Genomic DNA, 23,367 nt, shown 5'->3' on the forward strand with positions numbered 1-23,367 from the left:
ATTATTCCAGAAAAATCCCTAGGTATAATTATATTTTTTAATAGTCTTTCAGCCATTTCTTTAGGTGTTATTGCAGTCTTGTATTTATCAAAAGTCACCTCTAAAAAAAGTTACTATTACTTTTTTGGCTCTTTTTGTCTAATAATAAATGATGTCTTCGCTGCTTTAGGGACCTATTATTTTGATGATGTAATATTAAACACACTTGATAGAGTACTTCACTTTAGTGCTTTTTACTTAATTTACAAATTTGTAAGCATTTCAAAAAAAAGGCTAAAAACAACTTAAGTCTTTAGCCTTCTATTTTTTATAGTTTTCCTTCTTTAATTTCCTCTACAATTTCAGGATTTAGAAGTGTAGTAATATCACCAAAATTAGAATAATCACCTTCGGCTATTTTTCGTAAAATACGCCTCATGATTTTTCCAGATCGCGTTTTTGGCAAACCAGACACAAATTGAATTTTATCCAACTTGGCAATAGGTCCGATATGATCTGAAATATGTTGATTGATCTCTTTGCTTAAGTTTTCTTTATTACGGGTTTCGCCTGTTTCTTTTAAAATAACAAAACCGTACAACGCATTTCCTTTAATATCATGCGGGAAACCTACTATTGCTGATTCAGCTACCGCAGGATGTTCATTGATTGCATCTTCAATTGGAGCTGTCCCCAAATTATGTCCTGAAACAATGACTACATCATCTACTCGACCTGTAATTCTGTAATATCCTACTTCGTCACGTAAAGCACCATCACCAGTAAAAAACTTACCTGGAAATGCAGAGAAATACGTGTCTTTATATCTTTGATGATCGCCCCAAATTGTTCTTGCAATTCCTGGCCAAGGAAATTTAATACACAAGCTACCAACGACTTGATTGCCTTCAATTTCGTTGCGCTTGTCATCCATTAATACCGCTTGCACTCCAGGAAGTGGCAAGGTCGCATAAGTTGGTTTTGTAGGCGTTACAAAAGCAATTGGTGCAATCATGATTCCTCCCGTTTCTGTTTGCCACCAAGTATCAACAACAGGGCAACGCTTATCGCCTACGTGGTCGTTGTACCAATGCCAAGCTTCTTCATTAATTGGTTCTCCAACAGAACCAATTACCTTCAAGGACTTTAAAGGATATTTTTGAACAAATTCGATTTTTTCCTTTGCCAAAGCACGAATTGCAGTTGGCGCCGTATAAAACTGAGTAATTTTATGTTTTTCAATTACATCCCAAAAACGACTAAAATCTGGATACGACGGAATTCCTTCAAATAATACCGTTGTAGCTCCATTTAAAAGTGGTCCGTATAAAATGTAAGAGTGTCCTGTTATCCAACCAATATCAGCCGTACACCAAAAGATATCAGTGTCTTCATAATGAAAAACGTTTTTAAAAGTATAAGCGGTATACACCATATAACCTGCTGTAGTATGCACCATTCCTTTTGGTTTTCCGGTTGAACCAGAAGTGTACAAAATGAATAATGGATCTTCGGCATCCATGATTTCTGCAACATTATTATCTGAAGCTTCATCTATAAGAGGTTGCAACCATTGATCGCGACCCTCCTGCATTTTTACATCAGTTTGAGTTCTTTTAGCGACTAAAACTTTTTCAACAGACGAACATTTTTCTAATGCTTCATCAATTATACTTTTCAGATCAATTGTTTTGTTTCCTCTAAATCCACCATCAGCAGTAATTACCATTTTACAAGAGCTGTCGTTTATGCGACTCGCTACTGCCGATGCAGAAAACCCTGCAAATACTACGGAGTGAATTGCACCAATTCGGGCGCAAGCTAAAACCGAAACAGCCAACTCAGGAATCATTGGTAAATAAATACAAACTCTATCTCCTTTTTTGATTCCTTGTTGGCGTAAAACATTGGCCATTTTGCAAACTCTTTGGTGCAATTCTGTATATGAAATATGTAGAGCCTCCTCGGATGGATCGTTTGGTTCAAAAATTATAGCCGTTTTATCCCCTCTTTTCGCTAAGTGCCTGTCGATACAATTTTTTACAATATTAACTTTAGCCTCGGTAAACCATTTAATATCGGCTTCGGCCATATTAAATTCAACCACCTTATCCCATTGCTGGTACCAAGTAAAATTTTCTTCTGCTATTTTGCCCCAAAATTTTCTAGGTTCGCGTACTGATTTATTGTAGTGTTTGAAGTATTGTTCTAGATTATCAATTTTGTAGTAACTCATAGTTTAATTTTTTATAAAAGTATTAAATCTACGGCTACTGAGAAAATTATTTAAACCATAAATACTGCCAAAAAAAAGCCAAACTGAAAAATTTTGATTGATTTTATTATAAATACAGCGGTTTTAATTGTTTTTGTAGTCAAAATCAAATATACAAAAAGGCGCAAAAACTAAAATCTTCGCGCCTTTTACCAAACAAAAATATATAAAAAACAATTAAAATATTTTTTAAAACCCTTTTCTACAATTATCGAAATCAATTTACAAAAGGATTCATTACTACTTTTAAGATAAATTAGATTTTCAGTTCTTTCTTTTGATTAATTATGGGATTACCTCACTTAACTTTGAAAAAAATCAAAGCTAAGTGAATGTAAAAGCATCCATACCTGTCGATCATTGTAACACTTTTTAACTAACTCAAGACATTATGAAATCAAATGATATAGTGCCAATCCCGCCACATCCTCATATGTGGTAACTTATTATTTGTTTAACTTATTTTTTTCATAGCAGTCATCGAAGCACGCAGCCATTCTCCAACTTCTTCAATCGGATGCTGTCTGATAGTTTTGTTTACTGCAATCAGTACATTGTTATCTACTCCGTTCGAAGTTGCAAATGGTTTACCAATTACATTTGTTTTTACGGTTTTCATAAAATCAATCAATAATGGTTTGCAAGCGTGATCAAATAAATAACAACCATATTCTGCTGTATCAGAAATGATTCTGTTCATTTCGTATAATTTTTTTCGAGCAACAGTATTTGCAATCAAAGGCAATTCATGCAATGATTCGTAATATGCAGATTCTTCGATAATTCCAGATTCGGTCATAGTCTCAAAAGCCAATTCTACTCCTGCCTTCACCATGGCAATTAGTAAAGTACCATGTTCAAAATATTCTTGCTCCGAAATATGAGCTGAGGTTGGAGCTGTTTTTTCAAAATTAGTTTGAGCCGTTGCAGCTCTCCAAGTTAAAAGATTTACATCGTCATTTGCCCAATCAATCATCATGTTTTTTGAAAATTCACCCGAAATGATATCATCCATGTGCTTTTGAAATAACGGGCGCATGATTTCTTTTAGCTCATCGGCCAAACGAAAAGCTTCAATTTTAGCAGGATTAGAAAGACGGTCCATCATATTTGTAATTCCGCCGTGTTTTAGAGCTTCAGTAATCGTTTCCCAACCGTATTGAATTAGTTTCGATGCATAAGCAGGCTCAATTCCCTCTTCCACCATTTTATCAAAACACAAAATAGATCCAGTTTGCAACATACCACACAAAATGGTCTGCTCGCCCATTAAATCAGACTTTACTTCAGCCACGAAAGAAGAAAGTAAAACCCCTGCTCTATGACCGCCAGTGGCTACCGCATAGGCTTTGGCTTGGGCTAAACCTACATTTTCTGGATCGTTTTCAGGATGTACTGCAATTAGAGTTGGAACTCCAAAACCACGCTTGTACTCTTCACGAACTTCTGAACCTGGGCATTTTGGAGCACACATGATAACTGTTATATCCTTGCGAATTTGCATTCCTTCTTCAACGATATTAAAACCGTGTGAATATGCCAAAGTTGCTCCTTTTTTCATCAAAGGCATAATAGCAGTTACAACAGCTGTGTGTTGCTTATCTGGTGTAAGATTGCAAACCAAATCAGCAGTAGGTATTAATTCTTCGTACGTTCCAACTTTAAAACCGTGATCGAAAGCGTTGTTAAAAGAGGCTCTTTTTTCTGCAATCGCATCCGCACGCAAGGCATAAGATATGTCTAATCCGGAGTCTCTCATGTTCAAGCCTTGATTTAAACCTTGGGCTCCACACCCCACAATTACAACCTTTTTACCTGCTAATGCATTAATACCATCTGAAAATTCAGATTGGTCCATGAATTCGCAAACGCCTAATTGTTCTAATTGTAATCGAAGTGGTAGTGAGTTGAAATAATTTGCCATTTTGTATTTTTTAAGAAAAGTATAGTTTTAGTTTTTAGTTTTTTTTTGATCTTTTATAATTGCTCCAGCATCGCTGAAATTTGCATTTTTTCTTTAGAGACTGAAATTCGGCCTGACCGAACAAATTGCATGATTCCAAATGGACGAAGCTTTTCGTATAAATCTTGAATTTCAGCACGCTGTCCTGATTTTGAAATCACAAAAAAATCACGCGCTACAGTCACAATTTCAGAATGACTTTCTTTTATGATATTTTGAATTTGTTTTTCGTCAAAAAGCAAACTGGATTCTATTTTGAAAAGCGCATTTTCAAGAAAAATCGTTTCTTCGTCAACGTGATAAAACGCTTTGATTACTTCTATTTGTTTTTCGATTTGACCTACAATATTATGGACCCATTTTTCAGTAGTGTTTACCACGATGATAAATCGAGACACGTTTTCAATTTCTGATTCAGATACGTTCAGACTTAAAATATTGATGTGGCGTTTTAAGAATATGCCTGATATTCTATTCAATAAACCCACGTTGTTCTCTGAATATACGGAGATGGTAAATGTTTTATTTTCCATTTTTTTTTATGTTTAAAGTTTTTATGTTTAAAGTTTAAAGTTGCGCAACATTATTTTCAGGTTGTAACTACTTTAAACCTTAAACTTTAAACTATTTAGGACAAACGAATGTCCGATACCGATGCTCCTGTTGGGATCATTGGGAATACATTATTTTCTTTTTCAACCATCACTTCTAAGAAATAAGAATCTGGTGATGCTAACATTTCTGCGACAGCGCTATCTAAATCTTCTCTTTTAGTGACTTTTTTTGCTTTGATGTAGTAGCCTTCGGCAATTGCAATAAAATTTGGATTGATCATTTCGGTAGAAGCGTATCTTTTGTCAAAAAACAATTGCTGCCATTGACGTACCATTCCTAAAAACTCATTGTTCAAAACCACAATTTTAACGGGAACTTTGGTCTGGAAAATAGTTCCTAATTCTTGAATGGTCATTTGAAATCCACCATCACCAATTATAGCTACTACTTCACGATTTGGCATTCCCATTTTAGCTCCAATTGCTGCTGGAAGAGCAAATCCCATCGTTCCTAAACCACCGGATGTGACATTACTTTTGGTAGAATTGAATTTCCCATAACGGCAAGCAAACATTTGGTGTTGCCCCACATCCGAAACCAAAATAGCATCTCCTTTAGAATGTTTGTTGATCATTTCGATCGTTTCACCCATTGAAATTCCTTCTTTTTTGGGTTTCAACTCTTCATTTATGACAGCTTCTAATTCAATTTCATATTTAGCTTTAAATTTATTATGCCAAGAATCATGCGTGTTGTTTTCAATAAGTGGTAACAAGGCCGTTAAAGATTCTTTCAAATCGGCTACAACGGCTACATCTGTTTTTACGTTTTTATCAACTTCGGCTGGATCAATTTCAAAATGAATTATTTTAGCTTGTTTGGCATAAGTAGCAAGGTTTCCGGTTACGCGGTCATCAAAACGCATTCCGAGAGCAATCAACACATCGCATTCATTTGTGAGTACATTGGGTCCATAATTGCCATGCATTCCTACCATTCCTACATTAAGTGGATGGGAAGTTGGCAATGCTGATAAACCTAAAATAGTCCATGCAGCGGGAATACCTGATTTTTCTACCAAAGCTTTTAATTCGGTTTCGGCTTTACTCAAAATAACACCTTGACCCCAAATAATAAAAGGTTTTTTAGCGTTATTAATTAAAGCTGCAGCTTCTTGTACCTTATTAATATTAAGGATTGGTTTGGGATGATAACTTCGAATACTTGTACATTTTTTGTAACTGAATTCCATTTCATCAAACTGCGCATTTTTGGTAATATCAATTAAAACTGGTCCTGGACGCCCCGATTTGGCAATGTAAAATGCTTTCGCAATAATTTCTGGGATTTCAGAAGCTTCTGTAATTTGGTAATTCCATTTGGTAACAGGAGTTGAAATTCCGATAATATCAGTTTCTTGAAAAGCATCAGAACCTAATAAGTGTTTACCAACTTGACCTGTGATGCAAACCATTGGTGTCGAATCGATTTGCGCATCAGCAATTCCAGTAACTAAATTGGTAGCTCCAGGGCCAGAAGTTGCAATTGCAACGCCTACTTTACCAGTTGCGCGTGCGTATCCTTGTGCAGCGTGCGTAGCTCCTTGCTCGTGACGCACTAATACGTGATGTAATTCGTCTTTAAATTTGTATAATTCATCATAAACCGGCATGATTGCTCCGCCAGGATAGCCGTAAATTACATCTACGCCCTCTTCTAGTAAGCATTTTATAACGGCTTCTGCGCCAGATATTTTATTATTTTCCATTTTCTATTTTTATTTAGCCGCTGCCTCTTGTAAATTTCCCTAGCAGTAGCAATTTCAATATCAATTTCAAAATTTGTGATACTAACAATTAAATAATTACACTGTTGATATTGCCTTTTGAAATTGCTATTGGTTTTTATTTATCAGTTACGCAACCTGTTGAGGCGCTTGAAACTGACCGAATATATTTTAGTAAAACACCTTTTTTTATTGGTGTTTCTGGTTGTTTCCATTGTGATTTTCGATTTGCAAATTCCTCATCCGAAATTTTAAGATTGATGGTGTTTTTGACTGCATCAATGGTGATAATGTCTCCATTTTGGACTAATGCAATACCGCCACCATCATAAGCTTCGGGGGTTATATGTCCTACTACAAAACCGTGCGAACCACCAGAAAATCTGCCATCAGTAATCAAAGCAACACTTTTTCCTAAACCAGCTCCCATAATAGCTGACGTAGGTTTTAGCATTTCAGGCATTCCTGGCCCACCTTTAGGTCCGCAGTATCTAATGACGACTACATTTCCGGGTTTAACCTCTCCGTTTCGGACTCCTTTAATGACATCATGCTCGTTTTCAAAAACTACAGCATCTCCTTCAAAATATTCGCCTTCGTTACCACTAATTTTGGCTACACAGCCTTCAGACGCTAGATTTCCATATAAAATTTGAATATTTCCAGTACTTTTTAACGCTTTTTGAATTTCATGAATAACATCTTGACCGTCATTTAAATCAGGTACAGAAGCTAAGTTTTCGGCTAAAGTTTTACCCGTAACCGTCAAACAATGTCCGTGTAATAGACCTTCTTTTAATAAATATTTCATGACAGCAGGAACTCCGCCTACCGCATGAAGGTCTTCCATGAGGTATTTTCCGCTAGGTTTTAAGTCGGCAAGCAAAGGCGTTTTGTCACTAATTCTTTGAAAATCATCCAAAGTGATTTCGATATCTACTGAATGCGCCATAGCGATTAAATGCATCACAGCATTGGTTGATCCTCCTAAAACTGCTACCATCGTAATAGCATTTTCAAAGGCTTCGCGTGTCATGATATCTTTAGGTTTGATATCTTTTTCCAATAATATTTTGATGGCTTTTCCAGCATCAAGGCATTCTTGTTTTTTTTCAGGGCTTAAAGCTGGATTCGACGAGCTGTAGGGTAAACTCATTCCCAAAGCTTCGATGGCTGAGGACATGGTGTTTGCCGTATACATTCCGCCACAAGCACCTGCACCAGGACAAGAGTTTTGAATCACACCTTTGAAATCCTCAGGTGAAATCGTATTATTAAACTTTTTTCCAAGGGCTTCAAAAGCCGATACAATGTTTAGCGATTCTCCTTTCCATTTTCCAGAATGAATACTACCACCGTAAACCATGATCGAAGGACGATTGAGTCGACCCATTGCCATAACTGAACCTGGCATGTTTTTATCGCAACCCGGAATTGCAATTACTGCATCGTACCATTGTGCGCCAACAACTGTTTCAATAGAGTCAGCAATTACATCTCGTGACACCAATGAAAAACGCATTCCATCTGTACCATTTGACATACCATCACTTACTCCGATTGTATTAAAAATCAATCCCACTAGATCTTCTTGCCAAACGCCAGTTTTGATGTCTTTGGCTAAATCATTTAGATGCATGTTACACGGATTTCCTTCGTATCCCATGCTAACTATACCCACTTGGGCTTTATTCAAATCAGCTTCGGTTAAACCAATTCCGTACAACATGGCTTGCGCTGCAGGTTGCGTTTCGTCTTGAGTAATCGTTTTGCTGTATTTATTTAATTCCATTATTGATGTTTCGTTTTAAAAAATAGTTTTGTTTGTTTTAAACTATGGTTGACTGACCGATGTACACGTTATCGCTCTTAAAATATAAATCGTCTTTGCTAAGAATATAATTTGCAATAAAATCGCCTACTTCATTAGTTCCGAATTTAGAATACGGATTCAAATCAGCGGTGACTACATTTAATTCAATTGCTTTTTGCACCGCTTCGTACACTTTTAATGATTCGGCATGCAAGCCAAAGTGCTCTAATAACATTGCTGCTGAAATAATTGAGGCAATAGGATTGGCAATATTTTTATTTTTTCCTTCTGGAAAAGAACCATGAATGGGTTCAAAAAGCGCCGACGAACTACCTAAAGATGCTGAAGGTAATAAACCAATTGCGCCGGTTATCACACTAGCTTCGTCAGATAAAATATCTCCAAATAAATTTTCAGTTAAAATGACATCAAATTGTTTTGGATTGATGATAATTTGCATCGCAGCAGCATCCGCTAGTAAAAATTCTAAAACTACGTCAGGATAGCCCTCTGAAAGTTCAGTAACCACTTTGCGCCACAAACGTGAGGTTTCCAATATATTTGCCTTGTCAACTAAGGTTAATTTTTTCTTTCTTTTTTGTGCAGTTCGAAAAGCTAAATGACTGATTCGGATAATTTCTTCTTCAGAGTATTCGCAAAGATCAGAGGCAAAAGTGCCTGTTTCATTGCTTTTTTTCTCACTAAAATACGATCCGCCAGATAATTCTCTAAAAATAATAAAATCAGCTCCTTCGATAATTTTTCGTTTCAACGGAGACAAATCAAGCAAATCAGCATACGGTTTCACAGGTCTTATGTTAGCATAAAGGCCTAGCGCTTGCCGCAAATTCAATACCCCTTGAATTGGTCTTACCGCAGTATTTGGCACCGTGTCATCAACTGCTCCAAATAGTACAGCATCCGTATTCAAACACAAGTTTAATGTTTGTTGTGGTAACGGAATTCCCGTTTTCTCAATAGCGATAGCTCCAATCAAAGCATCTTCAAAAACAAACTCATGATCATACACTACACCTATGGCGTATAATGCTTTCTTGGCTTGGGTTATAACCTCAGGACCAATTCCGTCGCCTGCAAGCGCTGCTATTTTTAAATTCATATTACTTTTATTTTGAGTTGGGGACTATCTTAATTTAAAACCAATTCTTTATTTATTTTACAAACCTCAATTATTTGATGAATGTCTTGATCAATTACTTCTTTTTTAATGTCAGCAAATTTTAAAAACTCGAGATAAACAATATCTAACTGTATTTTGGTCAATTCATAACCTACTTTTTTTGCTCTGTAAGCCAATGCTGCTCTACCGCTACGTGCTGTTAAAACAATTGATGATTCATTAACGCCTACTTCAAGTGGGTCCATTATTTCATAAGTAGCTCTATTTTTTATAACACCATCTTGATGAATTCCTGAGCTGTGTGCAAATGCGTTGGCACCTACAATTGCTTTATTAGGCTGCACAATCATCCCCATACTTTCACTAACCAATCGACTCATTTCGTTCAATTGTCGAGTATTAATATTGGTATCTAAATTCAAATACGGATGCTGTTTAAAAATCATTACCACTTCTTCAAGTGCCGTATTTCCTGCTCGCTCTCCTATCCCGTTTATTGTGCATTCTATTTGTCTTGCTCCATTTATAGCTCCCGCGATGGAATTGGCGGTTGCCATTCCTAAATCATTATGACAATGACATGATAAAACCACGTTTTCAATACCTTTTACATTTTCTTTGAGGTATTTTATCTTTGCACCATACTCTTCGGGCAAACAATATCCTGTTGTATCTGGAATATTTAATACGGTTGCTCCTGATTTAATGACCTCCTCGCAGACTCGTGCTAAAAATTCATTATCGGTTCTTCCAGCATCTTCCGCGTAAAACTCTACATCTTCTACGTACGATTTGGCGTGAGCTACAGCCGCTTTAGCACGTAGAATAATATCTTCTTTGGTAGTATTTAATTTATGAAAAATATGCGAATCAGAAGTTCCAATACCCGTATGAATTCTAGGTCTTTTGGCGTATTGAAGTGCATGTGCCGCTACATCAATATCATTTTTTACAGCGCGAGTTAATCCGCAAACAACTGCATTTTGAACAACCTTACTAATTTCTGAAACAGATAAAAAATCACCGGGACTCGATACTGGAAAACCAGCTTCGATGATGTCTACACCCATTTCGTCAAGCCTTGCGGCAATAACTAATTTCTGTTTCGTGTCAAGCTTACATCCAGGCACTTGTTCGCCATCTCTCAAAGTGGTATCAAAAATTTGAACTTTCTCTCTATTCATTTTCATTTATTTAATGTAATTTGCACAACTTGAAACAAAAATATCTTTCATTGGTGGGATAGAAAATACAATTTCTTGAATTATACTGCTTATAAGCATTGTTTTAATCTTTTAAATCACTGATTTACAATTACATAAACCCTTTTATTCTACAATGGCTAACCATCAAAAAGATTTTTTATTTGTACTGATAAAGTCGCTTTCGAAGTCAGAAAAAAGACAATTTAAAATTTTCGCTAGCCGATTAGAAACTAGTTCGAATACCAAGTTTATCGAGCTATTTAACATTTTAGACAAATCAGAAACGTATGATGAAAAACTGATTTTAAAAAGTGGCAGTATTAAAAAAGTGCAATTGTCAAATCTTAAATCCTATTTATACAAACAAATTTTGGTGAGTATTCGGTTGAATATTCCGAGTCAAAATATGCGCTACCAATTGCGAGAGCAAATTGATTTTGCCACAATTTTGTATAACAAAGGATTGTATAAACAAAGTTTGAAATTATTGGATAAAACCAAAATTTTAGCTTTGGAGAATGATGAAAAGTTAATGGCCTACGAAATTGTCGAATTTGAAAAACTGATCGAGTCCCAATATATTACCCGAAGTATTCAAGGGCGTGCAGATGAATTAGTGGTACAAGCAAAAGAGCTGAACTATCGCAATACAATATCAAGTAAATTATCTAATTTGTCGTTGCAGCTGTACGGCATCATGCTCAAAACTGGGTATGTAAAAACCGATGCAGAGTATACCTATATTGATGACTACTTTAAAAAACACACCGCTAAACTCGACGAAAAGAAATTTGGTTTTCGAGAAAAATACTGGTTTTACAATGCTAATTTGTGGCGTAGTTTTTTGGTTCAAGATTTTTTATCTTGCTACAAATATTCCTTAAAATGGGTGACTTTGTTTTATGAAAATCCAAGTATGATTTACTTGAATCCCGTTTTTTTCTTGAAAGGAAATCATTATTTATTAGAATCTTTGTACATGCTCAAGTATAAAACCAAGTTCAAAAAATATCTTGAATTGTTGGAGGAAACCATCAAAGATTCCCGCTTTCCGGTGAATGACAATATTGCAAGTTTATCGTTTTTGTACGTTTATAATAATAAACTCAATTTACATATTTTGGAAGGTAGTTTTGCCGAAAGTGAATATTTGATTCCAGAAGTATTGCATAAATTGAAAATGCACACCGATCACCTTGACGAGCATCACGAAATGTTATTTTACTATAAATTTGCTTCTATTTATTTTGGAAACGAAAAATATACCGAGTGTATTTTTTATCTGGAGAAAATTATTAATAATAGAAATTTAAGCATGCGCGAAGATTTAATGTGTTTTGCACGTTTGCTGTGCTTGATAGCTCATTATGAACTGGGGAAAGATTACTATTTAGAAAATCAGCTAAAAAACACCTACAAGTTTTTAATCAAAATGAATGATTTGCATGAAGTACAAAAAGAAATTATCAAATTCCTGAAAAACTTAAACTCTATTTATCCGACAGATATCAAGAAAGAATTTATTAAAATGCGAACTCGTTTTATCGAATTGGAACAAAACACTTATGAAAAACGTGCCTTTTTATATCTCGATATCATTTCCTGGTTGGAAAGTAAAATAGAAAACAAAAAAATCAGTTTAATTATCAAAGAAAAAGCCCAACAAGCCAATCGTTAAACTAGAAAAGGAGGCCAAAATATTGCCTCCTTTTCTATTCTATCTCTTTGCGACCGCGCATAATATCTTCATAACTGGAACATTTAACAAACTCTTGTTCACCATCAATAAGCATTGGTAAAAAAATAAATTCTACTTCAGACAAATCTTCTTTTAGATAAAAAGCCATATCATCTAATTTGTAAAACCATTCTTTATCAAATTGTACTTTGTTTATAGTAGCGTCTTTGATTAACAATTTTTCGTTGAGCGGCTTCATGACTGTGTTTTAATTTTTTTTCAAAAATAGAAACATCATTTAGTTGCTACAAATACAAATGAATTTATTTCGAAAAAAATACACAACCATAAAAAGATTGGAATTTAAAAACTTATCGTTACTTTTAATAAAAAAATTATGAACGGATTTTTTAAAACTATCATCGCCGGATATGGCGCAAAAAAATTAGGAGGCGGTTGTTTTGGGACCATCCTCCTATTTATTATTATTTATTGGATTTTAGGGTATTTTTAAAATCCGAAATTCCTTTTCTTGATTTTAATAAGCTAACAGCGCAATAAGCTCATTTTCAAAACGACCTTTTGGTAAATACTGATCTTCAAGCGCTTTTGTGAACGGAATTGGTGTGTCTAAACTGGCCACTCGTTTCACTGGTGCATCCAAATATTGGAAACAATTTTCCATAATCAATGCTGATAAATCACTAGCAATTCCGCCAAACAAACTATCTTCTTGGTAAATTATTGCTCTTCCTGTTTTTTTAACAGATGCAAAAATGGTTTCGGTGTCTAAAGGTTGAAGCGTTCTTAAATCCAATAAATCTGCTGAAATTTCAAGATTTTTATCCAATGTATCAATTGCCCAATGAACTGCCGCTCCAAAAGCAATAATAGTAACTGAATTACCTTCTTTCAATAGAGCCGCTTTTCCTAATGGTAAGGTGTAATAATCTTTAGGAACGTCTTGGTAAACGCTACGATACAATTGCTTGTGTTCAAAGAACAATACGGGATTTGGATCGTTAATAGATTCATTCAGTAATCCTTTTGCATCATACGGAAAGGCTGGATAAACCACTTTTAAACCTGGAGTTTTGGTGAACCAAGCTTCGTTAGTTTGAGAGTGAAACGGTCCCGCTTGAGTTCCACCACCACAAGGCATTCTTACTACAACATCTGCTTTTTCTAACCATCGATAATGCGATTTTGCCAATAAATTTACAATCGGATTGAATCCTGTCGAAACAAAATCAGCAAATTGCATTTCAACAATCGCTTTGTAACCATTAATAGATAGGCCCATTCCTGCTGAAACTACGGCGCTTTCGCAAATAGGTGTATTAATCACGCGCTCTTTTCCAAATTGTGCTATAAAGCCATCTGTAATTTTAAAGGCACCACCATATTCTGCAATATCTTGTCCCATGATTACCGAATTTTCAAAGCGCTCCATAGATTGTTGCAGAGCACTTGAAATTGCATCGATAAAACGAATATTTTCTTTTTCTCTTGATGGTTTAACCTCCTCAAAAGCAAATGGTTTATATACATCATTTAGTTCTTCCGTCAAAGAAGCTTCAATTTCAGCTTCTGCGTTAGCTAGAGCCAAATGTTCTTCAATTTCCTGCTTAATGTCAAGATGAAAAGCCACATCATCATCGGTTTTCAAAATGCCGTTTTCTATCAAATAATTTCTAAAGTTTTCTACCGGATCTTTTTCTGCCCACATATCCATTAATTCCTGCGGAACGTATTTTGTTCCACTCGCCTCCTCGTGCCCGCGCATTCGGAATGTTTTAAATTCTAGCAAAACAGGACGTGGATTTTCTTTCATAGAAGCTTTTAACTCTGATAACAAGTTTACAACTTCCAAAATATTGTTTCCATCAACAATATGACTTTCCATTCCGTAACCAATGCCTTTATCAGCTAAATTTTCACAGCGGTATTGCTCATTTGTTGGTGTAGAAAGTCCGTATCCATTATTTTCAATTACGAAAAGCACGGGTAATTCCCATACCGAAGCAATGTTTAAAGCTTCGTGAAAATCCCCTTCACTTGTGGCGCCTTCTCCAGTAAAAACAGCTGTAATTTTGCCATTTTTCTTGAGTTTATTGGCCAATGCAATTCCATCAGCCACACCTAACTGCGGTCCCAAATGCGAAATCATACCAATAATTTTATACTGTTGCGAGCCAAAATGAAAACTACGATCGCGACCTTTTGTAAAACCATTGGCTTTGCCTTGCCATTGCGAAAAAAGACGGTACAACGGAATATCTCTTCCTGTAAATACGCCCAAATTTCTGTGCATAGGCAAAATGTATTCATCAGAATCTAAAACTGCAGTAACACCAACGGAGATAGCTTCTTGTCCTATTCCAGAAAACCACTTGGATACTTTGCCTTGGCGAATTAGTTTTAGCATTTTTTCCTCGATAAGACGCGGTTTTAATAGCTTTTTGTAAAGTGTTATAAGCTCAAGGTCAGTGAGGTTTTTTCTATCAAAAGTCATTTTTAGGTTTTTAGTATCGATTTCAAAGATAAAAATTTATAACAGTTTTTAATTATTTTGTTATATTTTTTTATTTTAATATCATTTTTTAAAATTCGAAATTAAAATTATTCTTTATCTTTGTAACAGCAAGATTTATTCCTTGCAATTTATAAAATTATTTAAGTATGCAAAACATTCCTAGTGTTGACTTGCGTGATTTCCTGTCGGATGACCCGGCACGTAAACAAAAATTTGTAAATGAAATCGGAAGTGCATTTGAAGACATTGGCTTCGTAGCACTCAAAGGGCATTTTTTAAATGATCAGTTAGTTGAAGAATTGTATGGTGAAATTAGAAATTTTTTCGCCCTACCATTAGAAACCAAACGCAGTTATGAAATTCCTGGAATTGGCGGACAAAGAGGTTATGTTTCTTTTGGAACAGAACACGCCAAAGGCAGAAAAGAAGGAGATTTGAAAGAGTTTTGGCATTTTGGACAGTATGTGTCTCAAGATTCGAAATATGCTTCAGAATATCCTGAAAATGTTGAAGTAAAAGAATTACCTCGTTTTAACGTGGTAGGAAAAGAAGCCTACCAAATGTTAGAAAAAACAGGTGTTTTTGTATTAAGAGCATTAGCATTGCGATTAGGATTAGATGAATTTTATTTTGACAATTATGCCAAAGATGGAAATTCGATCCTAAGACCTATTCATTACCCACCAATTACATCAGAACCTGAAAACGCTATTAGAGCTGCTGCTCATGGTGACATCAACTTGATTACGCTGTTGATGGGTGCTCAAGGAAAAGGGTTGCAAGTGCAAAACCACAACGGAGAATGGATTGACGCTATTGCGGAGCCAGACGAGTTGGTTATTAATGTAGGTGACATGTTATCACGTCATACCAACAACAAATTGAAATCGACTATTCATCAAGTGGTAAATCCGCCACGTGAATTATGGGGAACTTCTCGTTACTCTATTCCGTTTTTTATGCACCCAGTGAGCGATATGCCATTGAATTGCTTAGAAAACTGCATCGATGCTGAAAATCCAAAACAATTTGAAGACATCACCGCAGGTGACTATCTTTATGAGCGTTTGGTTGATTTAGGATTGATCAAAAAATAAATTTTAATTCAATAGTTCAAGAAAGACATCGAGTTCGCTTGATGTCTTTTTGTTTTTCCTAGAATTGGATCGCGGATAACGCTGATTTTACAATGATTTACACTGATATTTGAATTTATGAGTAGTATTTTACATCAAGAATTAACAAGGTCAATTATAAAAATATTCTTTGACGTTTACAATGAGTTAGGATATGGTTTTCTGGAAAGAGTATATCAGAATGCATTATATTTTGAGCTGAAAGCCAATGGTTTTCATGTTGAAGCTCAAAAAAAAATCAAAGTATATTATAAAGAAATTGAAGTTGGTGATTACTATGCTGATATTATCGTAAATGACTTAGTAATATTAGAGTTAAAAGCTCAAGAGTATATAGTCGAAGCAAATGAATTTCAACTAATCAATTATTTAAAAGCGACAAATTGTGAAGTTGGACTACTTTTAAACTTTGGTAAAAAACCAGAATTTATTAGAAAAGTATATCAAAATAATAGAAAATAAAATCCGCGTAAATCCGTATTATCCGTATTATCCGCGTTCAAAATCATAAAGCCATGGACTTACAAGACCAATTAAAAAACCTATTCCCTGATCACGAACCCTTGCCAGAAGAGGTTGTTGTACCTGAACCTCACGAATTATACGTTCAAAAAGAGCCAATGATTTGTAAATTTGAAAAACGTAAAGGAAAAGCAACCACCATCATTGAAGGTTATGAAGGAACGGATGAAGATTTTAAAATTCTAGCCAAAGAAATTAAAACTAAACTGAGCGTGGGCGGTACTTTCAAAGACGATTCGATTATTATTCAAGGAGATTACCGAGATAAAATAATGGAAATATTAAAACTAAAAGGATTCAAAGTAAAACGTGTTGGAGGATGACAGTGAGCTGTTTGCAGTCTTAGTAAATAGTCTCAGTTTTAATATTCACTTGAGCAACTTTAAACCTTAAACAAAAAAAATAATGATACAATCATCAGAATTAATATTAAATCCAGACGGTAGCGTTTACCATTTGAATTTAAAACCCGAAAATATTGCGCACGATATCATCTTTGTAGGTGATCAAAATCGTGTGGAGAAAATCACTCAATTTTTCGATAGTATTGAATTTTCGACTCAAAAAAGAGAATTTAAAACCCAAACCGGAATTTTTAAAGGGAAGCGTATTACCGTGATGTCTACTGGAATCGGTCCTGATAATATTGACATCGTAATCAACGAGCTTGATGCTTTGGTAAACATTGACCTTGAAACGCGTAAGCCAAAAGAAAATTTAACTTCCTTGAACATCATTCGTATCGGAACTTCGGGTTCTTTGCAGGCTGATATTCCTGTGGATAGTTTTGTATTGTCGAAATTTGGATTGGGATTAGACAACATGCTTCGCTCCTATTTAATTGACGAAGTTTCAAATCTGCAAATAGAAGATGCTTTCGTTCAACATACTAATTGGGATCTCAGAAAAGGAAAACCATACGTAATTGCTTGTTCTGAAAAATTAGAAAAAGTAATTGAAAGTGACCAAATGCACAAAGGAATCACAGCAACTGCTGGAGGTTTTTATGGTCCACAAGGACGCGTTCTCCGTTTGAACATTCAAGACGAAGCTTTGAATTCAAAAATGGATAATTTTAAATTTGGTGACAACCAAATTACAAATTTAGAAATGGAAACCGCTGCAATTTATGGGCTTTCAGCACTTTTAGGACACCAAGCCTTGTCATTAAACGCCATCATTGCCAATCGTGCATCTGGAACTTTTAGCGAAGATCCTTATAAAGCGGTAGATGCCTTAATTGCGTATACGCTGGATAAACTGGCCGCAGGAATCTAAATCCAAAATTCTTGATATACACATTTGTAGTTTTAAAAAACAATTTATTCTTTTTTAAAACTACATTTGTTTTTTGAACAAACAACGAATGAAAATAATACTTACCGGTGCCACGGGCGTTTTAGGATCGCACGTCATGTATGAAATTCTAGAACTTTTTAGCACTTCTAATCCTGATGGAAAACTTTTTTTGATAGCTCGAAACAAAGGAAAAAAATCGGCCCACGATCGTATCAAAGAATTACTGACAAGCAGCTACACACCTTCTGTATTGCTTCAGCAAGGTTTTGAAAAACTTCAAAAATTTATCGAAATCATTGATACAGATTTAGCTGACATTCAAAATACGGTAACCGAAAAAATAAAGGGAGCGTATTTCATTCACTCGGCAGGTTTGGTCAATTTGTCTACAGACGAATCCCAGCGTGAAAGAATTTTTAACGAAAATACTACGATAACCAAATCTATTTTTGAACTTTTTCACCCGTTTATTACCAAATTTATTTACATCGGAACAGCATTTTCCTCAGGAAACCGAACAGGAATGATTGATAACAATTTTCATCAATTAAATTTTGAGCCAGAGCACCGCAATGCTTACGAAAACGCCAAATTTGCCTCTGAAAATTTCATTGCGACAGCTTGTAAAAAAATAGGTTTGCCTTTTCAAATTTTGCGTCCCAGCGTTATCGGCGGCAACATGCTTACTCCTGAAAACCCCTATTTTATCTCAAAATACATGGTGTTTTATTTGTTGGCCAAATTTTTCCACTTTACGTCGCAACGCAAAGGCGACCAAGAAAACGTTAGGTTTATTGTAAATCCCGATACGGTTTTGAATATTATTCCTGTAGACTATGTCTCAAAAGTGATTGTTTCAATTTTTCAACGAGACGATATTAAACAGTTAAATATTGTTCACAACAAAAGTTTTAACATGTCTAATGGCTTGAAATTGATAATGAAAGAGGTTGGTTACTCTAATTTTACTTTAATAGAAAACACAAAAGATTTTACCTATCAAAACACCATTGAAAAACTATATTACGAGAGTATTGGCAAGCATTTGAGTCCGTATTTTACAACAGCGGCAAACGAGTACGATACCGCAATTCTGAGCCAAATTTTAGAAATTCCGGATTTAGATGACGATGCTTTTACCAACATGATTCGCTACGCAAAAAATCAGCATTTTAAAGATATAAATGTGTAATTTTAGGAGCTATTTCCTGCTATCCGCTGTATTCCCGATAAATAAAAACTACGGCTAAAAAGCCTTGTTTTTCTAATTCGGGAGATGCCGCTCCTATCAGGGCTAAGGAAATAGTGCTAAAGACTTAAAATTAATTTTCTATGGACTTAATTCTAGAAACTGACCGATTACTTTTACGAGAAATGAAACTTTCAGATGCCGAAGCCTTGTTCGAAATGGACCGAAATCCAAAAGTACACGAATACCTTTGGAACAATCCATTAACAGACGTCAGCGAGGTAAAAAACATCATCAACTCCGTTCAAGAGCAATACAAGCAAAACAAAATTGGACGTTTTGTAATGGTTTTGAAAGAAACTAATGAAGTTATTGGCTGGGCCGGATTGAAATTCAATACGGAAATGGTCAATAACAAAATCCATTTTTACGACATTGGTTACCGCTTAGATGAAAAATTCTGGGGCAAAGGCTACGCCAGTGAAGCTAGTTTTGCGTGGTTGGACTATGGTTTAAAAACTATGAAAATTCCGGTTATGGAAGCGGCAGCACATTCGGATAACATTGCTTCAAACCGAATTTTACAAAAAATCGGCCTACAAATGACCGAAACCTATTTAGAAGACGGTGTTTCTTGGAATTGGTACGAATTAAACAATCCTTTTTTATAATGAAAACAATAAAAATAGCTGGAGTTCCTGAACATTTCAATTTGCCTTGGCATTTAGCTATTGAAAACGGAGATTTTGAAAACGAAAACATCGATTTACAATGGACAGATGTTCCTGAGGGAACCGGAAAAATGTGTCAAATGCTACGAGATGGCGAAACTGATATTGCTGTTATCCTTACCGAGGGAATTGTAAAAGACATCACAGCTGGAAATCCGAGTAAAATAGTACAAGTATATGTTGATAGCCCTTTAATTTGGGGTATTCATGTGGCTGCTAATTCAAGTTTTCAAACCTTAGCAGATTTAGAAAACGCTAAAGTTGCCATTTCCCGCTTGGGCTCTGGCTCGCAATTGATGGCTTACGTAAACGCTAGTAATCAAAAATGGGATACAACTAATTTACAATTTGAAATTGTAAACACTATCGACGGAGCTGTTGAAGCCTTAACAAACGGAACCGCAGATTACTTTATGTGGGAACGTTTTATGACCAAACCACTGGTTGATAAAGGTATTTTCAGACGAGTTGCAGATTGCCCTACTCCTTGGCCGTGCTTTGTAATTGCAGTTCGTGATGGAGTTTTGCTTGAACAACCCGAAACTATTTCGAAAGTATTAGAGATCATCAACCAAACTACACAAGAATTCAAAGACATACCAAGCATTGACAAAACCTTGGCTCAAGCCTACCATCAAAAAATAGAAGATATTCAAGAATGGTTGCGATTAACACGTTGGTCTCAAAAAGGATTAGAACCTCAAATGTTAAACAAAGTTCAAAATCAACTTTTTGAACTCGGAATTATTGATAAAAAAGGTACTTTTGAGGACATTGTAAAAACAGTATAGGGAACTGTTTTTATTGTAACTATGATACAAAAAAAAGAAATTAATTTTCAGGGAATTAAACATCGTTTTCAGGTCAAAAAACCTTGGGATGATGTGATCATTTTTGTACTGAATGTATTAATTGCCATTCCTCTTTTTATCATTTTGCATCAAAACTTAATCAATCCCAATTGGTTTTTGAACATTGACCGCATAGTGATTTTTATCGTGATGGTTGTGGTAATTCAGCTAATTTTAAGGTTATTACGTACCATTATCATACTTTGTATTTTTGTTTATCTATTGGCTTTAATTTACGGTTCTACTATTGGCAATTACGGTTTTAACAGCGTTTATGACGACTACAACACGATGCTTTATACCATGTCTGATAATCCCTATCCGCAAGATATAATCATTGCAAAATTGTTGCCTTTTCCAAACAAATCTAAAATTGTTAACGCCATTGAATACCAAAACCCAAAGATTCGCAATTTTGCAATCATGGCTACGAATGAGCATTTTAAGGGACTAAAAGGCTACTCTGATTACAGAACGATCATTCAATGTTTTGCAGTTTTCAAAGAAATCAACAGCCGTTGGAATTATGTAAGTGACCCAAAAGCGCGTGATTATATTGCAACGGCATCAGAATCTTTGCTTTATTTTTCAGGAGATTGTGACGATCACTCTATTTTAATGGCCGCAAGTATCAAATCTATTGGTGGAACGCCTCGACTGATACACACGACAGGACATATTTATCCTGAAATTTTAATTGGAACTGAAGCCGATTTAGAAAAAGTCAATTTTTTGATCAAAAATATTCTTTTCCCGAAGGAAAGTGCCAATCAAAAATTACATTATCACGTTGATGAACGCGGACAAATTTGGATGAACTTAGATTATACGGCTCAATATCCGGGTGGACCTTTTTTGTCAGAAGAAATTTTGGGAGCTTTGACTTTAGATTAAAAGTATTTGAAGTTGTTTGAAAAACTTTTTAAACCAAATCTACAGAAAAGTAAAAAGTACTACCCAAACCTAATTCACTTTCTACACCAATAGTACCATTTTGAGCTTCGATAAATTCTTTACTGATTGCTAAACCCAATCCTGTTCCTGATTTGTGACTGCCAGGAACTTGAAAATACTTATCAAAAACCTTTGTTTTATAGCGATTGTCAATACCTCGACCGGTATCGATAACTTGAAATATAGCTTTATTGTTCTCTTTTTTGAGATTTACAGTAATACTGCTATTTTCAGAGGAATAAGCAACTGCATTGGTTAAAAAATTAATTAGAACCCACGCCGTTTTTTCGCTATCAACTTTTACTGCTGGAATATTAGGTTCTGCAACCACATTAAATTGGATTTGCTTTTTATCCGCATGTACTTTTACGGCTTCAATTGCGTACTGAATTATGTCATACGGATTACTATTTTCCATTCGCAATTGAATATTTCCAGTTTCTAGTTGCGACAGTTCGAGCAATTCGCCAGTAATTTTTAGTAAACGCTGACTGTCTTCTTTAATACCTGATATTAACTGTTTTTGCTCTGCATTGATGCTGCCCGTTTGTTCTTGTTCTAACAATTGTAAACTTAATTTGATCGATGCAATTGGAGTTTTTAATTCATGCGAAACGGTAGCAATAAAATTAGTTTTTGCAAAATCCAATTCTTTAAAAGCGGTAATATTTTTCAAAATAATTACATCACCAATCGCAATAATGTGTTCCTCTCCAGTTGGCTGGATAGTGATATTCACAATTTCTTTTTCAAAATAACTTTCTTTACCATCAGCAAATATTTTAATCGGAAGTACTTTTTTTGCTGGTTTTTCAATTTCACTTTGAACTTCGCTAAGAATTAAATTTCGAAGCAAATCATTGGATAAAGCCAAGGTTGATGCCGATTGACCAATTACATCTTCGCTATGCATTCCCATAATTTTAAGCGCTTCATCATTGGCAAACAAAACAATTCCTTCTGTATCTAATCCGATAATGGGATCATGTGTTTTGTTGATTAAAGTCTCCAAACGTTTTTTTTCAAAAGCCAATTTGTGCAAGTCACTGTTACTGTATTCCTCTAGCTTTTGAGCCATCGTATTGAATGACCTTGCCACATCGCCATACTCATTATGATTCATAAAATGAACACGTTGCGAGTAATTTTTGTTCGCAATTTCTTTGATGCTTGCTGTTAATTCCTTGATTGGGTTTGCAATATTGTTGGGTAAATTGACAAGCAAATTAAAGGCTATCAAAAAACATAATGTTCCGGTAATTGCAATCCAAAAATTTGCTGTTTCGGCGGTTTGCGTTGCTAGATCACTCTTTTGCTTTATGGCAATCATGTTGAGTTTCATGAGTTCAAAAATATCCAACCGAATAGTATTCTTTAAAGTGGAATTGTTACTATCCGTTTTCAAAGCGTTGAACTGTTTTTGAATGCTGTACGTCACAACATCTTCTCCTGCTTCGGTAATATTGAGAATTTGATTTTTGAGATTGGATTCAAAAACTGCAACTGCCGTTTGTTCATCGGTACTTATTTTTTCTAATGAAAGTAACATATTTCTCGAAAATTCTAAGGTGTTATAATTGGCCTTCAAAATGTTTTCGGTGTCTTTTTTTATCGAAAAAACATAATATGCGCTAACCAAAGAGAGTATAATGATCAGCCCAAATAACAAGCCTACTCCTAAATTTAATTTTGTTTTAATTCTCATATTTTCGTGGGATGAATTAATATGTTCAACCGTACTTTAATTTTTGAAA

General features: G+C 35.1%; 19 protein-coding genes. 9 read left to right on the top strand and 10 right to left on the bottom strand.

Annotation, left to right across the window (positions count from 1 at the left end; all coding sequences use genetic code 11):
• Window positions 1–307 precede the first annotated feature (307 nt).
• From acs to G9Q29_RS06345, 7 genes are all read right to left on the bottom strand, one after another.
• Entirely contained in the window at window positions 308–2,215 is a 1,908-nt protein-coding gene (gene acs / locus G9Q29_RS06315) for an acetate--CoA ligase (protein ID WP_166134432.1), read from the bottom strand.
• A gap of 493 nt (window positions 2,216–2,708) precedes the next feature.
• Entirely contained in the window at window positions 2,709–4,178 is a 1,470-nt protein-coding gene (gene ilvC / locus G9Q29_RS06320; RefSeq protein WP_166134435.1) for a ketol-acid reductoisomerase, read from the bottom strand.
• Between the two features lie 53 nt (window positions 4,179–4,231).
• Complete coding sequence (gene ilvN / locus G9Q29_RS06325) at window positions 4,232–4,750, bottom strand: acetolactate synthase small subunit (RefSeq protein ID WP_086454453.1); 519 nt, start codon at window positions 4,748–4,750, stop codon at window positions 4,232–4,234.
• Between the two features lie 95 nt (window positions 4,751–4,845).
• The gene (ilvB, locus tag G9Q29_RS06330; protein ID WP_166134437.1) at window positions 4,846–6,540 is read right to left on the bottom strand and encodes a biosynthetic-type acetolactate synthase large subunit; all 1,695 of its coding nucleotides are present in this window, start codon (window positions 6,538–6,540) and stop codon (window positions 4,846–4,848) included.
• Window positions 6,541–6,676: 136 nt separating this feature from the next.
• Window positions 6,677–8,350 carry a dihydroxy-acid dehydratase gene (ilvD, locus tag G9Q29_RS06335; protein ID WP_166134439.1) on the bottom strand — a complete coding sequence of 558 codons (1,674 nt, stop codon included), beginning with the start codon at window positions 8,348–8,350 and terminating at the stop codon, window positions 6,677–6,679.
• A gap of 37 nt (window positions 8,351–8,387) precedes the next feature.
• Window positions 8,388–9,491 (bottom strand): 3-isopropylmalate dehydrogenase, encoded by a 1,104-nt coding sequence (gene leuB / locus G9Q29_RS06340; protein ID WP_166134441.1) that lies wholly within the window; start codon window positions 9,489–9,491, stop codon window positions 8,388–8,390.
• A 29-nt stretch (window positions 9,492–9,520) separates the two neighbouring features.
• Window positions 9,521–10,696, bottom strand: a complete 1,176-nt coding sequence (locus tag G9Q29_RS06345) for a 2-isopropylmalate synthase (RefSeq protein ID WP_166134443.1) — start codon at window positions 10,694–10,696, stop codon at window positions 9,521–9,523.
• A gap of 154 nt (window positions 10,697–10,850) precedes the next feature.
• Here G9Q29_RS06345 and G9Q29_RS06350 point away from each other — a divergent pair, with 154 nt between their 5' ends.
• The gene (locus G9Q29_RS06350; RefSeq protein WP_166134445.1) at window positions 10,851–12,395 is read left to right on the top strand and encodes a hypothetical protein; all 1,545 of its coding nucleotides are present in this window, start codon (window positions 10,851–10,853) and stop codon (window positions 12,393–12,395) included.
• Window positions 12,396–12,429: 34 nt separating this feature from the next.
• Here the strand turns inward: G9Q29_RS06350 and G9Q29_RS06355 are convergent, their stop codons facing one another.
• Together G9Q29_RS06355 and G9Q29_RS06360 are read right to left on the bottom strand one after the other, a co-directional pair.
• Window positions 12,430–12,654 (bottom strand): hypothetical protein, encoded by a 225-nt coding sequence (locus tag G9Q29_RS06355; RefSeq protein WP_166134447.1) that lies wholly within the window; start codon window positions 12,652–12,654, stop codon window positions 12,430–12,432.
• Window positions 12,655–12,933: 279 nt separating this feature from the next.
• On the bottom strand, window positions 12,934–14,910 hold the full coding sequence (locus tag G9Q29_RS06360; protein ID WP_166134449.1) for an alpha-ketoacid dehydrogenase subunit alpha/beta: 1,977 nt from the start codon (window positions 14,908–14,910) through the stop codon (window positions 12,934–12,936).
• A gap of 167 nt (window positions 14,911–15,077) precedes the next feature.
• On the opposite strand from G9Q29_RS06360, the gene G9Q29_RS06365 reads away from it, so the two are divergent.
• The 8 genes from G9Q29_RS06365 (at window position 15,078) to G9Q29_RS06400 (ending at window position 21,553) form a co-directional block, all read left to right on the top strand.
• Window positions 15,078–16,028, top strand: a complete 951-nt coding sequence (locus G9Q29_RS06365; RefSeq protein WP_166134451.1) for an isopenicillin N synthase family dioxygenase — start codon at window positions 15,078–15,080, stop codon at window positions 16,026–16,028.
• A 117-nt stretch (window positions 16,029–16,145) separates the two neighbouring features.
• Window positions 16,146–16,529, top strand: a complete 384-nt coding sequence (locus tag G9Q29_RS06370; protein WP_166134453.1) for a GxxExxY protein — start codon at window positions 16,146–16,148, stop codon at window positions 16,527–16,529.
• Window positions 16,530–16,582: 53 nt separating this feature from the next.
• Window positions 16,583–16,912, top strand: a complete 330-nt coding sequence (locus tag G9Q29_RS06375; RefSeq protein ID WP_166134455.1) for a translation initiation factor — start codon at window positions 16,583–16,585, stop codon at window positions 16,910–16,912.
• Between the two features lie 82 nt (window positions 16,913–16,994).
• Window positions 16,995–17,867 (top strand): nucleoside phosphorylase, encoded by an 873-nt coding sequence (locus tag G9Q29_RS06380; protein WP_166134457.1) that lies wholly within the window; start codon window positions 16,995–16,997, stop codon window positions 17,865–17,867.
• A gap of 88 nt (window positions 17,868–17,955) precedes the next feature.
• Window positions 17,956–19,080 (top strand): SDR family oxidoreductase, encoded by a 1,125-nt coding sequence (locus G9Q29_RS06385; RefSeq protein WP_166134459.1) that lies wholly within the window; start codon window positions 17,956–17,958, stop codon window positions 19,078–19,080.
• A 140-nt stretch (window positions 19,081–19,220) separates the two neighbouring features.
• The gene (locus tag G9Q29_RS06390; protein WP_166134461.1) at window positions 19,221–19,748 is read left to right on the top strand and encodes a GNAT family N-acetyltransferase; all 528 of its coding nucleotides are present in this window, start codon (window positions 19,221–19,223) and stop codon (window positions 19,746–19,748) included.
• A complete protein-coding gene (locus G9Q29_RS06395; RefSeq protein WP_166134463.1) occupies window positions 19,748–20,599 on the top strand; it encodes a substrate-binding domain-containing protein in 852 nt (283 codons plus the stop codon). Before G9Q29_RS06390 ends, G9Q29_RS06395 begins: the two co-directional genes overlap by 1 nt.
• A 21-nt stretch (window positions 20,600–20,620) precedes the next feature.
• Window positions 20,621–21,553, top strand: a complete 933-nt coding sequence (locus G9Q29_RS06400; RefSeq protein WP_166134465.1) for a transglutaminase — start codon at window positions 20,621–20,623, stop codon at window positions 21,551–21,553.
• Window positions 21,554–21,581: 28 nt separating this feature from the next.
• Here G9Q29_RS06400 and G9Q29_RS06405 read toward each other — a convergent pair whose 3' ends face one another.
• A complete protein-coding gene (locus G9Q29_RS06405) occupies window positions 21,582–23,318 on the bottom strand; it encodes a HAMP domain-containing sensor histidine kinase (RefSeq protein ID WP_166134467.1) in 1,737 nt (578 codons plus the stop codon).
• Window positions 23,319–23,367: the final 49 nt, after the last annotated feature.

The sequence above is a fragment of the Flavobacterium turcicum genome (genome assembly GCF_011365745.1).
Classification (GTDB): Bacteria; Bacteroidota; Bacteroidia; order Flavobacteriales; family Flavobacteriaceae; genus Flavobacterium; species Flavobacterium turcicum.

Excerpts from the sequence above, each read along its gene's own strand:
- ilvD (WP_166134439.1), bottom strand. The coding sequence starts at position 8,350 with ATGGAATTAAATAAATACAGCAAAACGATTACTCAAGACGAAACGCAA.
- G9Q29_RS06365 (WP_166134451.1), top strand. The coding sequence starts at position 15,078 with ATGCAAAACATTCCTAGTGTTGACTTGCGTGATTTCCTGTCGGATGAC.
- G9Q29_RS06355 (WP_166134447.1), bottom strand. The coding sequence starts at position 12,654 with ATGAAGCCGCTCAACGAAAAATTGTTAATCAAAGACGCTACTATAAAC.
- G9Q29_RS06405 (WP_166134467.1), bottom strand. The coding sequence starts at position 23,318 with ATGAGAATTAAAACAAAATTAAATTTAGGAGTAGGCTTGTTATTTGGG.
- leuB (WP_166134441.1), bottom strand. The coding sequence starts at position 9,491 with ATGAATTTAAAAATAGCAGCGCTTGCAGGCGACGGAATTGGTCCTGAG.
- G9Q29_RS06345 (WP_166134443.1), bottom strand. The coding sequence starts at position 10,696 with ATGAATAGAGAGAAAGTTCAAATTTTTGATACCACTTTGAGAGATGGC.
- G9Q29_RS06360 (WP_166134449.1), bottom strand. The coding sequence starts at position 14,910 with ATGACTTTTGATAGAAAAAACCTCACTGACCTTGAGCTTATAACACTT.
- G9Q29_RS06390 (WP_166134461.1), top strand. The coding sequence starts at position 19,221 with ATGGACTTAATTCTAGAAACTGACCGATTACTTTTACGAGAAATGAAA.
- G9Q29_RS06370 (WP_166134453.1), top strand. The coding sequence starts at position 16,146 with ATGAGTAGTATTTTACATCAAGAATTAACAAGGTCAATTATAAAAATA.
- G9Q29_RS06350 (WP_166134445.1), top strand. The coding sequence starts at position 10,851 with ATGGCTAACCATCAAAAAGATTTTTTATTTGTACTGATAAAGTCGCTT.
- ilvC (WP_166134435.1), bottom strand. The coding sequence starts at position 4,178 with ATGGCAAATTATTTCAACTCACTACCACTTCGATTACAATTAGAACAA.
- G9Q29_RS06380 (WP_166134457.1), top strand. The coding sequence starts at position 16,995 with ATGATACAATCATCAGAATTAATATTAAATCCAGACGGTAGCGTTTAC.
- G9Q29_RS06395 (WP_166134463.1), top strand. The coding sequence starts at position 19,748 with ATGAAAACAATAAAAATAGCTGGAGTTCCTGAACATTTCAATTTGCCT.
- acs (WP_166134432.1), bottom strand. The coding sequence starts at position 2,215 with ATGAGTTACTACAAAATTGATAATCTAGAACAATACTTCAAACACTAC.
- G9Q29_RS06385 (WP_166134459.1), top strand. The coding sequence starts at position 17,956 with ATGAAAATAATACTTACCGGTGCCACGGGCGTTTTAGGATCGCACGTC.
- G9Q29_RS06400 (WP_166134465.1), top strand. The coding sequence starts at position 20,621 with ATGATACAAAAAAAAGAAATTAATTTTCAGGGAATTAAACATCGTTTT.
- ilvN (WP_086454453.1), bottom strand. The coding sequence starts at position 4,750 with ATGGAAAATAAAACATTTACCATCTCCGTATATTCAGAGAACAACGTG.
- G9Q29_RS06375 (WP_166134455.1), top strand. The coding sequence starts at position 16,583 with ATGGACTTACAAGACCAATTAAAAAACCTATTCCCTGATCACGAACCC.
- ilvB (WP_166134437.1), bottom strand. The coding sequence starts at position 6,540 with ATGGAAAATAATAAAATATCTGGCGCAGAAGCCGTTATAAAATGCTTA.